This window comes from Arthrobacter sp. SLBN-83 (assembly GCF_006715285.1).
Classification (GTDB): Bacteria; Actinomycetota; Actinomycetes; order Actinomycetales; family Micrococcaceae; genus Arthrobacter.
The window spans coordinates 187,983-206,748 of record NZ_VFMX01000001.1; the positions used below are offsets into that span (position 1 = coordinate 187,983).

General features: G+C 65.4%; 15 protein-coding genes. 13 read left to right on the forward strand and 2 right to left on the reverse strand.

The window, feature by feature from the left end; genetic code table 11:
• Positions 1-2 precede the first annotated feature (2 nt).
• Positions 3-851: a nitrilase-related carbon-nitrogen hydrolase gene (locus FBY30_RS00770; protein WP_142130728.1), complete on the reverse strand. Its 849-nt coding sequence runs from the start codon at positions 849-851 to the stop codon at positions 3-5.
• A 239-nt stretch (positions 852-1,090) separates the two neighbouring features.
• On the opposite strand from FBY30_RS00770, the gene FBY30_RS00775 reads away from it, so the two are divergent.
• From FBY30_RS00775 to FBY30_RS00825, 11 genes are all read left to right on the forward strand, one after another.
• A complete protein-coding gene (locus tag FBY30_RS00775; RefSeq protein WP_142130729.1) occupies positions 1,091-2,281 on the forward strand; it encodes an ROK family transcriptional regulator in 1,191 nt (396 codons plus the stop codon).
• Positions 2,282-2,412: 131 nt separating this feature from the next.
• The gene (gene mmsA / locus FBY30_RS00780) at positions 2,413-3,972 is read left to right on the forward strand and encodes a multiple monosaccharide ABC transporter ATP-binding protein (RefSeq protein WP_142130730.1); all 1,560 of its coding nucleotides are present in this window, start codon (positions 2,413-2,415) and stop codon (positions 3,970-3,972) included.
• Between the two features lie 44 nt (positions 3,973-4,016).
• On the forward strand, positions 4,017-5,300 hold the full coding sequence (gene mmsB, locus FBY30_RS00785; RefSeq protein ID WP_142130731.1) for a multiple monosaccharide ABC transporter permease: 1,284 nt from the start codon (positions 4,017-4,019) through the stop codon (positions 5,298-5,300).
• A 49-nt stretch (positions 5,301-5,349) separates the two neighbouring features.
• A complete protein-coding gene (locus FBY30_RS00790; RefSeq protein ID WP_142130732.1) occupies positions 5,350-6,450 on the forward strand; it encodes a substrate-binding domain-containing protein in 1,101 nt (366 codons plus the stop codon).
• Between the two features lie 201 nt (positions 6,451-6,651).
• Positions 6,652-8,106 carry an ABC transporter permease gene (locus tag FBY30_RS00795; RefSeq protein ID WP_142130733.1) on the forward strand — a complete coding sequence of 485 codons (1,455 nt, stop codon included), beginning with the start codon at positions 6,652-6,654 and terminating at the stop codon, positions 8,104-8,106.
• Positions 8,107-8,108: 2 nt separating this feature from the next.
• Positions 8,109-8,813 carry an ABC transporter ATP-binding protein gene (locus FBY30_RS00800; protein ID WP_142130734.1) on the forward strand — a complete coding sequence of 235 codons (705 nt, stop codon included), beginning with the start codon at positions 8,109-8,111 and terminating at the stop codon, positions 8,811-8,813.
• A gap of 119 nt (positions 8,814-8,932) precedes the next feature.
• Positions 8,933-10,003, forward strand: a complete 1,071-nt coding sequence (locus FBY30_RS00805; RefSeq protein ID WP_142130735.1) for a Gfo/Idh/MocA family protein — start codon at positions 8,933-8,935, stop codon at positions 10,001-10,003.
• Between the two features lie 226 nt (positions 10,004-10,229).
• Complete coding sequence (locus tag FBY30_RS00810; protein WP_235009280.1) at positions 10,230-11,195, forward strand: hypothetical protein; 966 nt, start codon at positions 10,230-10,232, stop codon at positions 11,193-11,195.
• A gap of 91 nt (positions 11,196-11,286) precedes the next feature.
• The gene (locus FBY30_RS00815) at positions 11,287-12,837 is read left to right on the forward strand and encodes a hypothetical protein (protein WP_142130737.1); all 1,551 of its coding nucleotides are present in this window, start codon (positions 11,287-11,289) and stop codon (positions 12,835-12,837) included.
• A gap of 287 nt (positions 12,838-13,124) precedes the next feature.
• Positions 13,125-14,393: a serine/threonine-protein kinase gene (locus FBY30_RS00820; RefSeq protein ID WP_142130738.1), complete on the forward strand. Its 1,269-nt coding sequence runs from the start codon at positions 13,125-13,127 to the stop codon at positions 14,391-14,393.
• On the forward strand, positions 14,390-14,917 hold the full coding sequence (locus FBY30_RS00825; protein ID WP_142130739.1) for a hypothetical protein: 528 nt from the start codon (positions 14,390-14,392) through the stop codon (positions 14,915-14,917). The genes FBY30_RS00820 and FBY30_RS00825 overlap by 4 nt, the downstream gene beginning before the upstream one ends.
• 109 nt (positions 14,918-15,026) lie before the next feature.
• Here the strand turns inward: FBY30_RS00825 and FBY30_RS00830 are convergent, their stop codons facing one another.
• Positions 15,027-17,246: an NADP-dependent isocitrate dehydrogenase gene (locus tag FBY30_RS00830; protein ID WP_142130740.1), complete on the reverse strand. Its 2,220-nt coding sequence runs from the start codon at positions 17,244-17,246 to the stop codon at positions 15,027-15,029.
• Positions 17,247-17,576: 330 nt separating this feature from the next.
• Here FBY30_RS00830 and FBY30_RS00835 point away from each other — a divergent pair, with 330 nt between their 5' ends.
• The gene (locus tag FBY30_RS00835) at positions 17,577-18,545 is read left to right on the forward strand and encodes a trypsin-like serine peptidase (RefSeq protein ID WP_142130741.1); all 969 of its coding nucleotides are present in this window, start codon (positions 17,577-17,579) and stop codon (positions 18,543-18,545) included.
• Positions 18,529-18,702 (forward strand): hypothetical protein, encoded by a 174-nt coding sequence (locus FBY30_RS20750; RefSeq protein WP_200830606.1) that lies wholly within the window; start codon positions 18,529-18,531, stop codon positions 18,700-18,702. Before FBY30_RS00835 ends, FBY30_RS20750 begins: the two co-directional genes overlap by 17 nt.
• Positions 18,703-18,766 lie beyond the last annotated feature (64 nt).

Sequence of the window (18,766 nt, forward strand, 5' to 3'; positions counted from 1 at the left end):
GCTCAGCCGGCGGTATCGGTGTCCCCGGCCAGGCGCCCCTCCCACTCCCGGTAGAGCTCAGGCCGGCGCTCGCGCAGGTACGGCACTTCTTCCCGCGCTTCGTGCACGGCCTTGGTTCCAACCTGGGCGAACAGCAGTTCCGGACCGTCGCCCCCGGCGGCGAGGAGTGCGCCGTCCGGGCCGGCCACCACGCTTCCGCCCCCGAACGTGTACGCGTCCTCGATTCCGCAGTGGTTGGCATAGGCCACGTTCAGCTGGCTTTCAAGCGCCCGGGCACGGATCAGCACCTGCGGCACAGCGTCGAAGCCGGCGGACAAGGCGGTAGGCACCAGGAGCAGTTCGGCGCCCCGGGCGGCTGCCGCCCTGGCGGCCTCGGGGAATTCAATGTCGTAGCAGATCAGCAGGGCGGTGCGCAGGCCCTTGAAGGTGACGACGGCGGGAGGTTCAGCGGCTGCCACGAAGGCCTTGCGTTCCTCGCCGCCAAAAAGGTGCACCTTGGCGTAAGTCAGGAGCTCGGTGCCGGCGGCGTCCACCAGCGACGCCGAAATGTGCCAGTCGCGGCCCTGGGCGGAAGCACCGCTTTCGCTTCCTGCAGCTGAGGGCAGGCTGTAGACGAGCGCAATTCTGTTCCGCCGGGCGATGGCTGCCAGCTGGGCACGGATGGCGGGAAGGGTTGCCGGGTCCAGTTCGGACCGCAGCCTGAGCGGGGCGTAGCCGACCGGAAACAACTCCGGCGTGAGCAGCAGGTCCGCACCCGCTTTGGCGGCCCGGTGCGCGGCATCATCCAGCGTCCGAAGATTGGCCTCGACGTCCAGGACCGCGGCATTGGCCTGCAGGACGGACAGCAGCATCGTTACCACCTTCTGTATGCCTCTCCACACGGGATGGCTGCGCTTTAGTGTTCTCGCCTTCCAGCCTAGCCAGCCCTGAGCGGAGTGCGCCGGGTCGATTGGACCCGTCCGGTTGACGTCCGGGACAGAATGCACGGGCCAGTGCAAGCAGGCTTGTCCAGGTGGTTGCCTAGACGCCGGCGCGCGGCTATGCGTTAACTTCTTGACTACAAGAGCAGCAATAGGGCAATGTTCTTAGCATGTCCGCACCCCCGCGCTCAACGAAGAGCAAGCCCAAGAATCCCGGGTCCCAGTCCGCGCTGCGGCAGCTGAACCAGCAGCGGATCATCGAGACCTTGATGGGCGGCCCCTCCACGCAGGCGGAGCTCGCCCGGCAAACGGGGCTGTCCACCGCCACCGTCTCGAACATCGTCAAAATCATGCTCGACTCCGGCCTGGCATCCACCGAACCGATCACCAGCTCGGGCCGGCGGGCGCTGAACGTGCGGCTCAACAGCAACGGCGCCGTGGCCGTCGGCATCGACTTTGGCCGCCGCCACCTAAGGGTGGTACTGGCCTCCCTCAGCTACCACGTCATTGCCGAGGAATCGGTGATGCTCCCCCTGGGCCATCAGGCGGATGACGGCATCCAGGCCGCGGTGGCCCTGCTGGAGAAACTGCTGCGCGAAAGCGGCGTGGACCGGTCCTCCGTTGTGGGTGCCGGCGTCGGGATTCCCGGTCCTATCGACCGGCGGACCGGGACGGTGGCGCAGGGGGCCATCCTTCCGGAATGGGTGGGTATCAACATCCTCCAGCATCTTGAGGAAACCTTGAGAATCCCCGTGTTTGTTGACAACGACGCCAACCTGGGCGCGTGGTCGGAGGTGACCTGGGGGCAGCATTCCGGGGTCAGCAACCTGCTGTTCCTGAAGATCGGATCCGGCATCGGCGCCGGCCTGATCCTCAACGGCGCGCCCTATTACGGCAACGTGGGAATCACCGGCGAAATCGGCCATGCCACTATCCATGAGCAGGGCCTGGTGTGCCGCTGCGGCAACCGCGGCTGCCTGGAAACCATCGCTTCCACCACCACCATGATCGAACTCCTCAGCCGCGGCGACGACCCTCCACTGACTCCCGCGGACATTGTCCGCAAAGCCCTGAACCGGGACTCCGCCACCCTCCGCGTGGTGGACGATGCGGGCCTTGCAGTGGGCCGGGCGCTGGGCAACGTGGCCAACCTGATCAATCCCGAGGTTATTGTGGTCGGCGGCCCTCTGGCCGGGCTGGGGGACCTCCTGCTGGACCCCATCCGGAGGGGCCTGATCCGGCATGCGGTGCCCGTGATCGGCGAAACCACCACCCTCACCATGTCCTCGCTGGGGGACCGCGCGGAGGCCCTGGGGGCAGCAGCTTTGGTCTTCCAACATGCGGGAATCCGGAAGTCCTAGACCGTTTCGTTATCCGGCAATTGCGTTAAAGACTTGACGACAATAGCTGTGATCCAGTTTACTTTTGGTTCAGACGGCCCTGCGCTTTGCCGGCCGGACAAAGAAGTCATTGCATTGGAGGGTTAGGGCTCATGACGTCCCAGACCACGCACACGGACCCGGTCATCCTTGAGATGCGGTCCATCACCAAGGAATTCCCCGGCGTTAAAGCCTTGTCGAACGTGAACCTCAGCGTAAAAGCCGGCGAGGTCCACGCCATCTGCGGCGAAAACGGGGCCGGCAAGTCCACCCTCATGAAGGTCCTTTCCGGTGTGTACCCCTACGGGAGCTACGACGGGGACATCGTCTACCAGGGGCAGGTCCAGCAGTTCCGGGATATCCGCGCCAGCGAGCACGCCGGCATCGTGATCATCCACCAGGAACTGGCGCTGATCCCCGAGCTGTCCATCATGGAAAACATCTTCCTGGGCAACGAACCCACCAAGCGGGGCGTCATCAACTGGGCCGAGGCCCGCCTGCGGTCCCTGGACCTCCTGGCGCGCGTCGGCCTGCGGGAAGACCCGGACACCCCCATCAAGGAAATCGGCGTCGGCAAGCAGCAGCTGGTGGAAATTGCCAAGGCGTTGAACAAGTCCGTGAAGATCCTCATCCTGGACGAGCCCACGGCCGCGCTGAACGAATCCGATTCGCAGCACCTGCTGGACCTCATCCTCGGGCTCAAGGCCAAAGGCATCACCTCGATCATCATTTCGCACAAGCTCAACGAAATTGAGCAGATCGCCGATTCCATCACCATCATTCGTGACGGCAAGTCGATCGAGACGCTGGATGTGAAGAAGGACGGCGTAGACGAGGACCGCATCATCAAGGGCATGGTGGGCCGCACCCTGGAATCCCGCTTCCCGGACCACACCCCCAAGATCGGGGAAGTCTTCTTCGAGGTCAAGAACTGGACCGTGGGCCACCCTGCCGTCCAGGACCGGCTGGTCTGCAAGAACTCCAGCTTCTACGTGCGCCGCGGGGAGATCGTGGGCTTCGCAGGGCTCATGGGCGCCGGCCGCACCGAGCTGGCCCGTTCCGTCTTCGGCCGCTCCTACGGACGCTTCATCGACGGCCACATCTATAAGGACGGCAAGGAGATCGTCCTCAAGAACGTCCGCCAGGCCATCGATGCCGGACTGGGATACGTCACCGAGGACCGCAAGTCGCTGGGCCTGAACCTCCTTGATGACATCAAGACCACCACCGTGTCAGCCGCCCTGAAGAAGATCAGCCACAACTCGGTGGTGGACCCCAACCAGGAATTCACCGTGGCCGAGCAGTACCGCAAGTCGCTGCGCACCAAGACGCCGTCCGTCGAGGAGGGCGTGGCCAAGCTGTCCGGCGGCAACCAGCAGAAGGTGGTCCTGGCCAAGTGGATGTTCACCGACCCGGACCTGCTGATCCTCGACGAACCGACCCGCGGCATTGACGTCGGAGCCAAGTATGAGATCTACGGAATCATCCAGCAGCTGGCCAACCAGGGCAAGGGAGTCATCGTGATCTCCTCCGAACTGCCCGAACTCCTGGGCTTGTCCGACCGCATCTACACCATCTTCGAAGGCGCCATCACCGGTGTCCTGACCAAAGAAGAGGCCAGCCAGGAAAGCCTGATGAAGCTGATGACCTCCGCCACCCGAAAAGCCGCCTGACCCTCTGGCCCATCCAGAACCTTCCGGACACAAGGACTGACACCATGAACGCCCTCAAAAAGCTGTTTGGCGGAAACACCCGCCAATTCGGCATGATCTTCGCCCTCGTGGCCCTGATCATCTTCTTCCAGTTCGCCACCGAAGGCCGGACCCTGACCCCCGGCAACGTCATCAACCTCTTCAACGGCAACTCCTACATCCTGATCCTGGCCATCGGCATGGTCCTGGTGATCATCGCAGGCCACATCGACCTCTCCGTTGGTTCGGTCGCGGCATTCGTCGGGGTCACTGTTGCCCTGGCCATCCGCGACTGGGGCATCCCCTGGTGGGCCGGCATCCTGTTGGGCCTGGTCCTCGGCGCCATCATTGGTGCCTGGCAAGGCTGGTGGACGGCGTATGTCGGCATCCCCGCCTTCATCGTCACCCTGGCCGGCATGCTCCTCTTCCGCGGCTTCAACCAGTTCGTGGGCAAGTCCAACACCATCCCCGTACCGAATGACTTCCAGTTCATCGGCTCCGGCTACCTGCCCGAGGTGGGACCGAACACCGGCTACAACAACCTGACGCTGCTGCTGGGCATCGCCGTCGTGGCCTTCGTCGTGGTGGGCGAGCTGCGCTCCCGGGCCCGCGCCAAGGCGCTGGGCGCTGAAGTTCCCGAGATGTGGGTGACCGTGCTGAAGCTGGTCCTGGTCTGCGCCGCCATCCTCTACGCCACGTACCTGTTTGCCACCGGCCGGCCCGGCACCTCCTTCCCGATCCCCGGCCTCATCCTGGCCGTCCTGGTGCTCATCTACGGCTTCATCTCCTCCCGCACCATCCTGGGCCGGCACGTCTACGCAGTCGGTGGCAACCGCCACGCGGCCGAACTCTCCGGTGTCCAGTCCAAGAAGGTCAACTTCCTGGTCATGATGAACATGTCCATCCTGGCCGGCCTGGCCGGCATGATCTTCGTGGGCCGCTCCACCGCCTCGGGCCCGTTCGACGGCGTCGGCTGGGAACTGGACGCCATCGCGGCAGTCTTCATCGGCGGCGCCGCAGTCACCGGCGGTGTGGGCACCGTGGTCGGCTCCATCATCGGTGGTTTGGTCATGGCAGTGCTCAACAACGGCCTGCAGCTCCTTGGCGTCGGCGCCGACCTCACCCAGATCATCAAGGGCCTGGTGCTCCTGATCGCCGTCGCCTTCGACGTCTACAACAAGTCCCAGGGCAAGCGCTCCATCATCGGCATGCTGACCCGGAACATGAACCGACCCACTTCCGGGCCCAGCAACCCCATCCAGCCCGACGAAACCACCTCCACCAAGGAAGCGATCGCCAGGGAAGCCTGAAGTTTGCAGCCTGAATACCGTTCCATCACACAAAGAAAGAGAACCAACAATGCGAATGTTTGGTAAAGCAGGAAAGGCCGCAGCGGTTGCTGCCATCGCAGCACTGGCGCTGACGGGCTGTGGCCGCAATGACAGCGGCTCATCGGGCGGAGCCAGCGGAGGCGCTGGCGGATTCGACCAGAGCTCATCCATCGGCGTTGCCCTTCCGCAGAAGACCAGTGAAAACTGGGTCCTGGCCGAGAAGCTGTTCAACGACGGCCTCAACGGCGCGGGGTTCAAGGCTGACGTCCAGTTCGCCAACGGCGGCGTTTCGGAGCAGCAGAACCAGATCAGCGCCATGGTCACCAAGGGTGCCAAGGTCATCATCGTGGGGGCCATCGACGGCTCCCAGCTGGGCACCCAGCTCAAGCAGGCCAAGGACGCCGGCGCCACTGTCATCGCCTACGACCGCCTCCTGCTGAACACCGACAACGTGGACTACTACGTGGCCTACGACAACTTCAAGGTCGGTGTGCTCCAGGGCCAGGCGCTGCTGGACGGAATGAAGGCCAAGAAGCCGAACGGCCCGTACAACATCGAACTGTTTGCCGGTTCCCCTGATGATGCCAACGCCAAGGTGTTCTTCAACGGCGCCATGAGCGTCCTGAAGCCCAAGATCGACGACGGCACCCTCAAGGTTGTCTCCGGACAGACCAGCTTCGAGCAGGCCGTGACCCAGGGCTGGAAGGCGGAGAACGCCCAGCGCCGCATGGACACCCTGCTCAGCGGCAGCTACACCAGCGCCAACGTTGACGGCGTCCTGTCCCCCAACGACACCCTGGCCCGTGCGATCCTGACCTCGGTCAAGGCCGCAGGCAAGCCGATCCCGGTGGTCACCGGCCAGGACTCCGAGGTTGAGTCGGTCAAGTCCATCCTCGCCGGCGAGCAGTACTCCACCATCAACAAGGACACCCGCAAGCTCGTTGAGCACGCCATCACCATGGTGAAGGACCTGCAGGCCGGCAAGAAGCCTGAGGTCAACGACGACAAGTCCTACAACAACGGCAACAAGGTGGTTCCCGCCTACCTGCTGGAGCCGGTCATCGTGACCGCCGCCAACGTCAAGACGGCCTACACGGACGATCCCGTACTCGGCCCGATCACCAAGTAACACCTCTGCAGCACCCGCCGGGTAAGACCGGCAACCGGAAAGCCCGGTCCCTTCATTGGGGCCGGGCTTTCCGGCGTCCGGCACAGCAGCAACATCCTTCACAGGACAAACACAGCTTCGGCCGGATACCTGCACAGGATGCCCGGCGAAGGTTGATGCGAAGCCGGCCCTCCGCGCCGGCCCCTGAGTCGTAGGAGTAACGTGAGCGTCCTTGCCCGAAGCGTAGGCAATGCCTTCAGAAACAAGGTCCGCACCGCAGCTGTCGTTGCGGTGCTGGCCGTCGCCATCGGCCTGGCCCTGGCCATGCTGGTGGCCAACCAGGCGGTTGGAGCCAAAGTCCAGGAGCTCAATGCCTCCGTGGGCACCGTCCTGACGGTCAACCCCGCCGGCGGGCAAGGCTTCGAAGGCGGCGGGGAACCGCTCACCACCGCACAGGCAACCACGGCCGCGGACGTTCCCAACGTCAGCGCCGTCGTCGGAACCTCCTCACTGCGCCTGCGCAATGCGGCAGCGGCGGCAGCGCAGGCGTCCAGCCAGGCAGGACAAGCCAGCCAGGCCCGTTCCGGAGGACAGGCCGGCCAGGCAGGCCCCGGCGGCCAGGCCGCAGCCACCCTGACCACCAGCCTTACAGCCGCAGTGGATGCCGGCACCCTGGGCAACCGCAACCAGCAGGCCAACGGGACCACGGGATCCACCGGGACCACGCAGCAGCCCAGGTCGCTGCCGATCACCGCCACCGGCATCGGAGCCGAGGTGGACGCCACGGGCAAGGCACTGAACATCAGCCAGGGCTCAGGCCTTGGTGATTACACGGCAGCATCCACCGGGGCGTTACTCGGCACCACCCTGGCGGAGAAGAACAACCTCACCGTCGGATCCACCTTCACCATCAATGACCAGAGCTACACGGTTTCCGGGTTGTTCGACGCCGGCACGGCCTTTGGCAACAACGCCGTGTACGTCACCCTCCCCACCGCCCAGACCCTCGCCGGAACGCCCGGTGAACTGTCCAGCATGATCGTCACGGTCAACTCCATGGACAACGTCGCCGCCACCAAGACGGCGCTGCAGGCCGCCCTGGGCACCGACAAGGCCGATGTCACCCAGGGCCAGAACCTGCAGACGGCGGTCAGTTCCCTGGACAGCGTCAAGAACATCTCCTTCATCGCCTTCATTGCCGCGCTGGGCACTGCCGGCCTGATCATCCTGCTCATCATGGTGATGCTGGTCCGCGAGCGCCGCCGCGAGATCGGCGTGCTGAAGGCCATCGGGGCGCCCAACCGGACCATCGGGCTCCAGTTTGTCCTCGAAGCCCTGGTCCTGGCGGCCCTGGGCAGTGCAGTCGGCGCAGCCATCGCATCGTTCGCCAGTGGCGGCATCGCCTCCGCCCTGATCAGCAGCAACAGCACCACCGCTTCTGCCACCGCGGGCCGCGGTTTCCCGGGCGGCGCAGCCGGCGCAGGGGGCTTCCGCGGCGGGCAGGGTGGACCCTTCGGCGGCGCTTCCCAGCTGCTGAACTCCGTGACCGCCAGCGCATCCCCCGGTGTCATCGCGGGCGGCATCGCGGCCGTGTTTGGCGTCGCCATCATCGGCGCCCTGGTTCCCGCGCTGCTCACGGCGCGCATCCGTCCCATCGAAGTCCTGCGAGGAGAATAGCCATGATTGAAGTCAAGAACCTGGTCCGCACCTTCAACTCCGGCGACCGCACCATCAAACCCGTCAATGATGTCAGCTTCGTCCTGGAGCAGGGCACCCTCGCCTCGATCGTGGGCAAGAGCGGCAGCGGCAAAAGCACCCTATTGTCCCTCCTGGGTGCGCTGGACAAGCCCACCAGCGGAGACGTCGTCGTCAACGGCGTCAGCCTGGCCAGCCTGCCGGACAGCAAGCTGACCGAGTACCGCCGCCGGGACATCGGCTTCGTGTTCCAGCAGTTCAACCTGATCCCCAACCTGACCGCGGTGGACAACGTCATGCTCCCCATGGAGTTTGCGGGGGTCCGGAAAGGTGCCAGGCTGCAGCGCGCCAAGGAACTGCTGGAACAGGTCCAGCTGGATCCATCCAAACACGACCGGCGCATCAACAGGCTTTCGGGCGGCGAGCAGCAGCGTGTGGCCATCGCCAGGGCACTGGCCAACGAGCCCAAACTGATCCTCGCCGACGAGCCCACGGGCAACCTGGACGAGCAGACCGGGGACCACATCATCGAACTCCTCAGCTCGCTGAGCCGCGACCACAACACCACCATCCTGGTGGTCACCCACGACCGGGTCCTGGCGAACAAGACCGACCGCCGCTTCCGGCTTCAGCAGGGCAAGCTCACGGAAGAACCAGTGCGGGACCGGGCAGTAGCCGCCACCGCCTGACGCGCGCAAGAGGGGCCAAAGGTGGACAGTTGCTTCCATCTTTGGCCCTTTTTCGTTTCCTTCTCCGGGCGGTCCGCAGTTCCGCGTGCCTTCCACATCCCTGTGACAGGATGGCAGCTATGACTGCTCCCATCGCCACGCCATGGCTGTCCAGCCAGCCCAACCAGGATCCCCGCCCCGCGACCGGGGCTCCCCTGCGCTGGGGAATCATTGCAACCGGCAGCATTGCCCGCGCCGTCTCACAGGATCTGGCGCTCCTGGAAGACGCCGACCTGTATGCGGTCAGTTCCAGGACCCAGGACACCGCCGATGCATTCGCGGTGGCCTACGACTTTGCCAAGGCGTACGGGGACGACGGCGGTGTGCCCGGCTACCAGCGGCTCCTGGCTGATGACGCCGTGGATGTTGTATACGTTGCCACGCCGCACGCACAGCACCATGAAATTGTCCTCGCCGCCCTCAACGCCGGTAAGCACGTGCTCTGCGAGAAGGCTTTCACCATCAATGCGCGGGAGGCCGCGGAGCTTATCGACGTTGCGCGCAGCCGGAAGCTTTTCCTGATGGAGGCGGTCTGGAGCCGGTTCCTGCCCTCCATGCAGCGGGCTTTCGAGATCGCAGCCTCCGGGGAACTGGGTGACATCCACTGGGTCACGGCGGACCTTGGCTTTCCTGCACCGTACTCCCCCACTGCCAGGCTATGGGCGCGGAATGACGGCGGCGGCGCCCTGCTGGATTTGTCCGTCTACCCGCTCTTGTGGGCGCTCGGCACGCTTGGCTTCCCACAGACTGTCAGCGCCACCGGCGTGGTCAATGACGATGGCGTTGACGCGCAGAACGCCATGACCCTTGGCTACGACCACGCCGCCCAGGTCCAGCTCACCTCCTCGCTCCTGGCCCACGGCCCCCGCACGGCCACCGTGGCGGGAAGCCTCGGTTTCCTGCAGAGCGTGGGTTCCATCAACAACCCGAGTGAGCTTCTCATCGCCAAAGGGTGGGAGGACCGCCGGACGGAAAGCTTCGACGTCGTGGGCAAGGGTTACGCGTACGAGCTGCGTGAGGTGGTGCGCTGCATCCAGCAGGGGCTGACCGAAAGCCCCGTCATGCCCCTGGAGGACACGTTGAACACCATGCGCCTCTTCGACGGCGTCCGGGCCCAGCTTGGAGTCACCTACCCCAACGACAGGCATTAGAGGGCTTCGGCAAAGGGCGTACGACGGCGGCGATGCAGCTTGCGGAGTCAGTCTCAGCAAGGTGATGGGTTGTCTAAGCGGATGACACTTTTCGAGCGTATTCCCACCATTTGTAAAATCCCTTTAGCAGACGCTGGACTTCCAGCAATAAGCAGTCTTAGTATTTAGGGGCATCAATTGCACCGGTCACTGGGGGGTGGTACGCATGGCTCATAGGAGTTTGTCATTGCGTGCCCTGCGCCCGGCGCTTCTTGCCGGAGCCGCCGCAGTGACCTGGTTGACGCTTTCCTCCACGGCCGCTTCGGCGGACACCGGGCCCGACTCCTCGTCCCTTCTCGGCGGCGTCACCAGCTCGGTTTCATCCTTGACCCACGATCTTACGGACGCTGTCTCACCGGCTCCTTTGGGTTCCCCGGCCGGCCCTTCGGCAACTCCTGGGCTCTTGCAGCCCGTGGTAACCCAGGTTTCCGGACCTGCGGACAACCTGATCGCCTCCGTTCCGGTGGTGGACCAAGTGGTTCCCGCGGGAACGGTCTCCACTGTGTCAACTCCCCTGGTTGAAGTCGCCGACGGCGTGACAGCGGGTGTCGTGCAGGTTGTCGTAGACCCTGCAGCCGATGCTGTTCCTGTGCTCGAACCGGTACTCCAACCTGTTTCCGATCTTCTGACCGGCGCCGCCCCGCTGCCCGTCCCGCTTCCCGAACCGCCAGCTGAGTTCCAGCAGCCAATCGACGCAGTCCAGGCGGAGCTTCCGACTGCGGAAACTCCTGCTCCTGCAGGGGCCCCTGCTGCGGCGGAAGCATCCACGGACGTGCCGCAGCCGGCAACCGAAACCGATCAGGATGCTCTGGCTTCGGCGGACGCATCGTCAGCGGGCAGCGGCCTCCCGGAAGCCGGGGGCGCTGCTCGGCTGGCTGGAATGCCCGTTGTGCAGCCTGATATGTCGGGGCTTGGTGACCCCGTTGCGGATGAGCCTTTTCCCGCTGACCCGACGCCGCTGCCTGCAAACGCTCCTGCGGCCCCGGGATCGGGCACGGGAAGCGGTGGGTCGTCAGGCAGCACTTCCGGTGCCGCCGCATGGCTGAGCCCCTTCGGCTTCGATTTCGAACCTACCGGCATTCTCCTTGCCGGAGATATGTCCGAACACGCCCCTGCCCCGGTGTCCTTTGACCCCGGTTCTTCTCCTGACTAGTTGATGCCGCCCTGCCCGCTCATGGGCAGCACGTGGCTATACCGGCAGCTGACCAGCGCCGGACAACATCAACTTTTCAGGAGTAAGCATCATGAACTGCACCCTTCGCAGGGGGCTGCTTAGCACCCTCTTTGCCGGTGGCCTTCTCACCTTCGGCTGCGCTGCGGCCAACGCCGCAGACACCACCACCAGCGGGACGGACCTGTCCGCCACCGCCCTCATCTCGGCGGCGGCACCCGCTGACTCGACGTCGTTGGGCCTGCTGGGTGACCCAACGCCGGCCAGTTCAACCGGTGTCGCCGCCGCAGTGGACGTCAACCTTGGCCTCGGCGGCATCAGCGATCCCGTCACGGCGCCCACTACAGGTACGACGGACGGCACCACCGCCGACCTCGCCGTCGACGCAGCTGTGGATCTCGGCCTGGGCGGTTTGACCACTGACCCGGCAACCACCGGCACCACCGATGTCGCTGCCGCAGTGGACGTCAACCTCGGCCTCGGCGGCATCACCGATCCCGTCACGGGAACCACGGACGGCACCGCCGCCGACCTCGCCGTCGATGCCAACGTGGACCTCGGTCTCGGTGGCGTAACCACTGACCCGGCAACCACCGGCACCACCGACGTGGCAGCCGCAGCGGACGTCAACCTCGGCCTCGGCGGCATCACCGATCCCGTCACGGGAACCACGGACGGCACCGCCGCCGACCTCGCCGTCGATGCCAACGTGGACTTCGGTCTCGGTGGCGTAACCACTGACCCGGCAACCACCGGCACCACCGACGTGGCAGCCGCAGCGGACGTCAACCTCGGCCTCGGCGGCATCACCGATCCCGTCACGGGAACCACGGACGGCACCACCGATGTCACTGCCGCAGCCGACGTCAACCTCGGCCTCGGCGGCATCACCGATCCCGTCACCGGAACCACGGACGGCACCACCGCCGACCTCGCCGTCGACGCAGCCGTGAACCTCGGCCTCGGCGGCATCACCGATCCCATCACCGGAACCACGGACGGCACCACCGACGTGGCAGCCGCAGCCGACGTCAACCTCGGTCTCGGCGGACTCACCACCGGTGAGGCGGCAGCCGGAGTTGATGCAGCTGTTGACCTTGGTGCCGATCTGGGCACCGGAACGGGCAACGGCGGGCTGGACGCTGTAGTTGACCTTGGCATTGGCCTGGGACTCGGAGGCGACACCAACACCGGCACTCCCGGCACCACCGATCCGGGCACCACCAATCCCGGTACCACCCCGGGCGACGGCACCACCGGTGACACCGGCACGCTTGATCCCGGGACAGGGACTCCCAATACCAGCACCCCGGGTTCGGACGACCCCGCAGGCAACGGCGGCACCGCCCCCGGCGATGATTCCACGGGCATGAATGGCGGCGCCGGCACCACCGGCAACGGAGGCGTCTCCGCAGCACCGGCCGGCTCCACAGCTGTCAGCGGCGCCATCGCCCCTGTCACTGCTCCCCGCAGCGCCCCGGCGAGCGGCAAGTCTGCCCTTGCCAACACGGGAGCTGCCCACGCCGGGCTCGCCAACACGGGCTGGGACGGAACGATGGTTCCCCTGGCGCTGCTGCTCCTGGCCGGCGGACTCCTGATGCTCCGCAAGCGCAAGGTGTCGTAAAGCGCTTCACAGACAGTACAAAAATCGCCCGCACCGGTGCGCTTGAAGCAGCAGCACTCCGCGGGCTGACGGAAGGAGGACAACAGCCCGGAAACGAAAGAACAGTACAAAACACGTCTTCAGCACACGTGTCCTTGTAGCCAATGGTCCGGTGGCGGAAGTGCTTGAATCCGCCACCGGGCCGTCGGCGTGTCGCAACGTGAAAGCCTAGGTCAATCGCTAGTTCGGCCGTCCCGCCCGTATAATTTGAGGTACATCAGTGCCGCAGCGCACCGGGAGGAACGGTCATGGTGGCGGAATCGCCTAGCTCCATCAAGAATGAAGTTGTCGGCGGTCGCTATCGTTTGGGTGAGGTAATAGGCCGTGGAGGAATGTCCTCGGTTTACTGTGCCCGGGATGAAAACCTGGGCCGCGACGTTGCGTTGAAGCTCTTCGCGCCGCAGGCTCCGGATGCCGACGAGCTGAAGCGCCAGGAAGCGGAGATCCAGCTCCTCGCCACCCTGAACCACCCCGGTCTGGTAACGCTCTTCGATGCCGGCATCGATGACCGCGTCCCGGACGAACCCCGGCCGTTCCTCACCATGGAACTCGTGGAGGGCCAGGACCTGCGCAGCCGCATCCGGCACAGCCGCGTGCCCCTTGAAGAGCTGTCCGTGATCGGCGCGGGGATCGCCGACGCCCTGGCCTACGTGCACGGCCTGGGCATCATCCACCGTGACATCAAGCCGGGCAACATCCTCCTGGTTCAGATCCGCCCGGGCGAGCCGCTGCGGCCCAAACTCACGGACTTCGGCATCGCCAGGATTGTCGATTCCACCCGCCTGACGGCCACGGGCACCATGGTGGGCACCGCTGCCTACCTCAGCCCCGAGCAGGCCCTGGGCAAACCACTGTCGTCAGCAACGGACATCTATTCCCTGGGCCTGGTGCTGCTGGAGTGCATTAAGGGCACCGTGGAGTACCCGGGCAGCGCCGTGGAATCAGCTGTTGCCCGGCTTCACCGTGCCCCGGAAATCCCCGACGACGTCCCCGCCGAATGGGCCGACCTCATCCGTTCCATGACGGCCATCGAGCCGCTGGAGCGGCCGGCGGCGGCGGATATTGAGACGGCGCTGCGCCAGGCCCTGGTTTCCCCGGCGTCGACGCCGGGAGAACTCGCCCCCGAAACCACCCGGGTGCTTCCCGCGATGCCCTTCCACCCGCCCACCATCACCGCCGAAGAATCAGTGGACGAAGTGCGGGAGGCGGCAGAGGCCACCGGTGCGATTTCCCCCGTGTCATCCGCACAGCCATCTGAGCGGACCCCCGCTTCGCCTTCTGCTTCCGGTACGGCGGCAACCAGCCCGGCCACCGCCAAGGCTTCCAAAAAGCCGCGCCTGACCCGGACGCAGCGCATCTGGCTGGCTGTCGTACTCGGTGTCCTGGTGATCGCCGCAGCCGCCGCAGCGGTGATGATGAGCATCTCCGCTCGCCCGGCCGACGTCGTACCCTATCCCACGGTGACCGGCGTCCTGGGCGACCATCTCCAGGAACTTCAAAAGAGCGTGGAACCGTGACCCTGCGGAAGTCATTTCCGCAGCGGCTGCTGCTTGCGTGCTCAGCGGCACTGGTCGCGGCGGGCGTCCTCAGCGCATGCGCGGCCCCCGGGAACGGGTTGCAGCGCGAAGCCGCCACGCAGCTCCAGGCACGGGTGCTTGAGGTGACCCAGGCGTCGTCCCAAAACAATCCTGAATCAGCGCTGCAGGCACTGGCCGGCCTTGAGGCGGACCTCGCCGCGGCGCAGGCGAAGGGCCAGGTTTCCGAGGAGCGGCGGCGCAGCATCACCACCGTGGCCACAGCTGTCCGGGCAGACCTCAACGATGCTGTCGCAGCGCAGAAGGCGGCGGCCTCGAAGGCTGCCGAGGACGCACGTTCTGCCGCCGGCCAGGGGACGCAAGCCCCCGCCCCCGCACCGGAAGCACCCGCGTCCCAACCGGCGCCTGCTCCGGCCCCGGCTCCGGCGGCAGACCAGGGCAATACGTCCGGCAACGGCGGAAATGCCGGCAAGAACAACAGCGACAAAGGCAAAGGCAAGAACTAAGTCCCCCGCCGGTCAGTAGGGCACCAACACTTAAAGCAGGAAGCGGGGCTCCGGAAGGTTATCCGGAGCCCCGCTTCTCTGTAACCACGGCTGCCGCAGCAGCCCGCCGCTAGCTCAGGCTGGCGATGACCTTGTTCAGGGTGGCGGAAGGCCGCATCACTGCGGAAGCCTTGGCGTCCTCCGGGTGGTAGTAGCCTCCGATGTCCACGGGCGAGCCCTGGACCTCGGCCAGTTCGCCCACGATGGTCTCCTCCTGGGAGGAAAGCTCGTTGGCGACGGAGCTGAACGCGGCGGCCAGGTCGGCGTCGTCCGTCTGCTTGGCCAGCTCTTCAGCCCAGTAGCGGGCCAGGTAGTAGTGGCTGCCACGGTTGTCCAGCTCGCCGGCGCGGCGGCTCGGGGACTTGTTCTCCAGCAGGAATGTGCCGGTGGCCCGGTCCAGGGTGTCGGCCAGGACCTGGGCGCGGGCGTTGCCCGTGGTGGTGGCCAGGTGCTCGAAGCTGACGGCCAGGGCCAGGAACTCGCCCAGGCTGTCCCAGCGAAGGTGGTTTTCCTTCAGCAGTTGCTGGACGTGCTTGGGGGCAGAGCCGCCGGCGCCGGTCTCGAAGAGTCCGCCGCCGTTCATCAGCGGAACAACCGAGAGCATCTTGGCGCTGGTGCCCAGTTCCAGGATGGGGAACAGGTCCGTGAGGTAGTCGCGGAGCACGTTGCCGGTGACGGAGATGGTGTCCTCGCCCTTGCGGATGCGCTCCAGCGTGAAGGCGATGGCCTTGACGGGAGCCATGATCTGGATGTCCAGGCCCTCGGTGTCGTGCTCCTTCAGGTACTCGTTGACCTTGGCGATGAGGTTGGCGTCGTGCGCGCGGTCCTCGTCCAGCCAGAACACGGCTGGGGTCTGGGAAGCACGGGCGCGGGTGACGGCCAGCTTGACCCAGTCGCGGATGGGGGCATCCTTGGTCTGGCAGGCGCGCCAGATATCGCCCTCGGAAACCTCGTGTTCGAGCAGAACGTTGCCGGAGCCATCCAGGATTTGCACCTTGCCGGCTTCCTGGATTTCGAAGGTCTTGTCGTGGCTGCCGTATTCCTCGGCTGCCTGCGCCATGAGGCCAACGTTGGGGACGGTGCCCATGGTGGTGGGATCGTAGGCGCCGTTGGCGCGGCAGTCATCGATAACCACCTGGTAGATCCCGGCGTAGGAGCTGTCCGGCAGGACGGCCAAGGTGTCGGCTTCCTTGCCGTCCGGGCCCCACATGTGGCCGGAGCTGCGGATCATGGCGGGCATGGAGGCGTCCACGATGACGTCGCTGGGGACGTTCAGGGTGGTGATGCCCTTGTCCGAGTCCACCATGGCCAGGGCGGGGCCGTCTTCCAGGCCCTTCTTGATCAGGTTCTGGACGCCCTCGCGGACATCCGCGGGCAGGTCCTCGAGGCTGCTGAGGATCGCAGCCAGGCCGTTGTTGGGGCTGATGCCGGCGGCGGAGAGCTGCTTGCCGTAGGTGTCGAACAGTTCGGAGAAGTAGGCCTTCACCACGTGGCCGAAGATGATGGGGTCCGAGACCTTCATCATGGTGGCCTTGAGGTGCGCGGAGAACAGCACGCCCTCTTCCTTGGCGCGGGCCACCTGGGCCTTCAGGAACTCATCCAGGGCGGCGGCGCGCATCACGGTGCCGTCGATGACCTCGCCGGCCAGGACCGGGAAGGCCTTCTTCAGGACCTTGACGGAGCCGTCCCCGCGGACCAGCTGGATGGAGATGGTGCCATCCTTCTCGATGACCACGGACTTCTCGTTGGAGCGGAAGTCATCCTGGCCCATGGTGGCCACGTTGGTCTTGGAGTCCGGGGTCCAGGCACCCATGGAGTGCGGGTTCTGGCGGGCATAGTTCTTGACGGACAGCGGTGCACGGCGGTCCGAGTTGCCTTCACGCAGGACCGGGTTCACGGCGGAGCCCTTGATCTTGTCGTAGCGCGAGCGGACGGCCGTTTCCTCGTCCGAGGACGGGTTGTCGGGGTAGTCCGGCAGTGCGTAGCCCTGGCCCTGCAGTTCTGCAATGGCGGCCTTCAGCTGCGGAATGGAGGCGCTGATGTTGGGCAGCTTGATGATGTTGGCTTCCGGCGTCTTCGCCAGCTCACCGAGTTCAGCAAGGGCGTCACCGATCTGCTGTTCGGGGGTCAGGTAGTCACCGAAGACGGCGATGATGCGGCCGGCGAGCGAAATGTCGCGGGTCTCCACCTCCACACCTGCTGTCGAAGCGAATGCCTCGATGATGGGCAGGAACGAATAGGTAGCCAGCATCGGCGCTTCGTCGGTGTGGGTGTAGATAATCTTGGACATGCGCGGGCGTCTCCCTGTGGGTCGGCTTGGTTGTGAAAAATTCGGTCTATTTCACCATGTACAACTTACCCGAGGACGCCACTTCAAACCTTAACGGGGCTCCCGCATTACCGCGGTGAGAGCAGGATTACAGCGATGGAGAACGTACGACGGCGGGCTGGGCACCCGGGCGCCCAGCCCGCCGTCGCCCCTTCCCACCCTCAAAGGACGCCGGAAGGGCCCTAAGTCGCTTTTCTGATATCTCACTACTGTGTACAAACTTGACTGGTAACGATAAATTCGCTGAGTCACTCCCGATCCCGGGCCCAACCCCGTTCAGACAGGACAACAATGACAAGCACCAGGTCTCTGGCCTCCGGCCTCCTCACTCTCTCGGCGGCCGCTGTGCTGGCTCTCGCTTCCGCCGGCGGGGCCGCTGCGGCCCCTGCTCCGTCCGACGGGAAGCCAACCCCGTCCGTCGCCAGCGTCACCGTAGACGCCGGCGGTGCGGCAGATTACTGGACCCCCGAGCGGATGCAGAGTGCCGTCCCCGGCGACACCCTGGCCGGCAAGGCACTGGAACGCGGCAACCGTTCCAGCGCCCTCTTCGTGGAGAAGGGCAAGCCTGCCACCACCAAGGGAACCAAGGGCAAGCCCACCATTGCCAAGAGCGAGAACCCCGTCTCGCACATCGGCAAGGTGTTCTTCACGCTAGGGGGCGCCAACTACGTGTGCTCCGGCAACGCCGTCACGTCAGCGAACAGAAGTACAGTGGCCACGGCCGGGCACTGCGTCAACGAAGGCCCTGGCGCTTACGCCACCAACTTCATCTTCGTCCCCGAATACGAGAACGGCAACGCGCCGTATGGCAAGTGGGCCGCCAAGGCCCTGTACGCCCCCACCCAGTGGGTAAACAACGGCGACATGACCTATGACACGGGCTTCGCCGTCGTAGCCCCGGACACCAACGGCGACCTGCTGACCGACATCGTCGGCGGCTCGGGCACCGCCTTCAACCAGGCCCGCGGCCTCACCTACACGTCCTATGGCTACCCCGCCGCCGCACCCTTCAACGGAGAAACGCTGTGGAGCTGCACCGGCAAGGCCACGGCGGATCCCAACAACCCGCAGTTCGCCACCCAGGGCATCCCCTGCGACATGACCGGCGGTTCCTCGGGCGGCCCTTGGTTCATCGGCGTCGACTCCGATGGCGTCCAGAACTCCATTAACAGCTACGGCTACAACGGCTCCCCAGTGATGTACGGCCCCTACTGGGGCACCGTCATCCAGGACACGTTCAAGCGTGCAGCAAAATCGTAAGGCGCCTGATCCCGACGAGGATCCCGTCAGCCACGTCGACCTGACCCAGTCCCCCGAGGAAGTCCTCGAGTACTGGACCAAGGAGCGGATGGCGGAAGCCAAGCCCCGGGAGATTTGCCTTCCCGAGCCCGGCTCCCGCCCGGCTGACCAGGACTAAGCCAGCACAACAACGACGGCGCCCGTCCCCTTCGCAGGGGCAGGCGCCGTCGTTGTTCAATCCG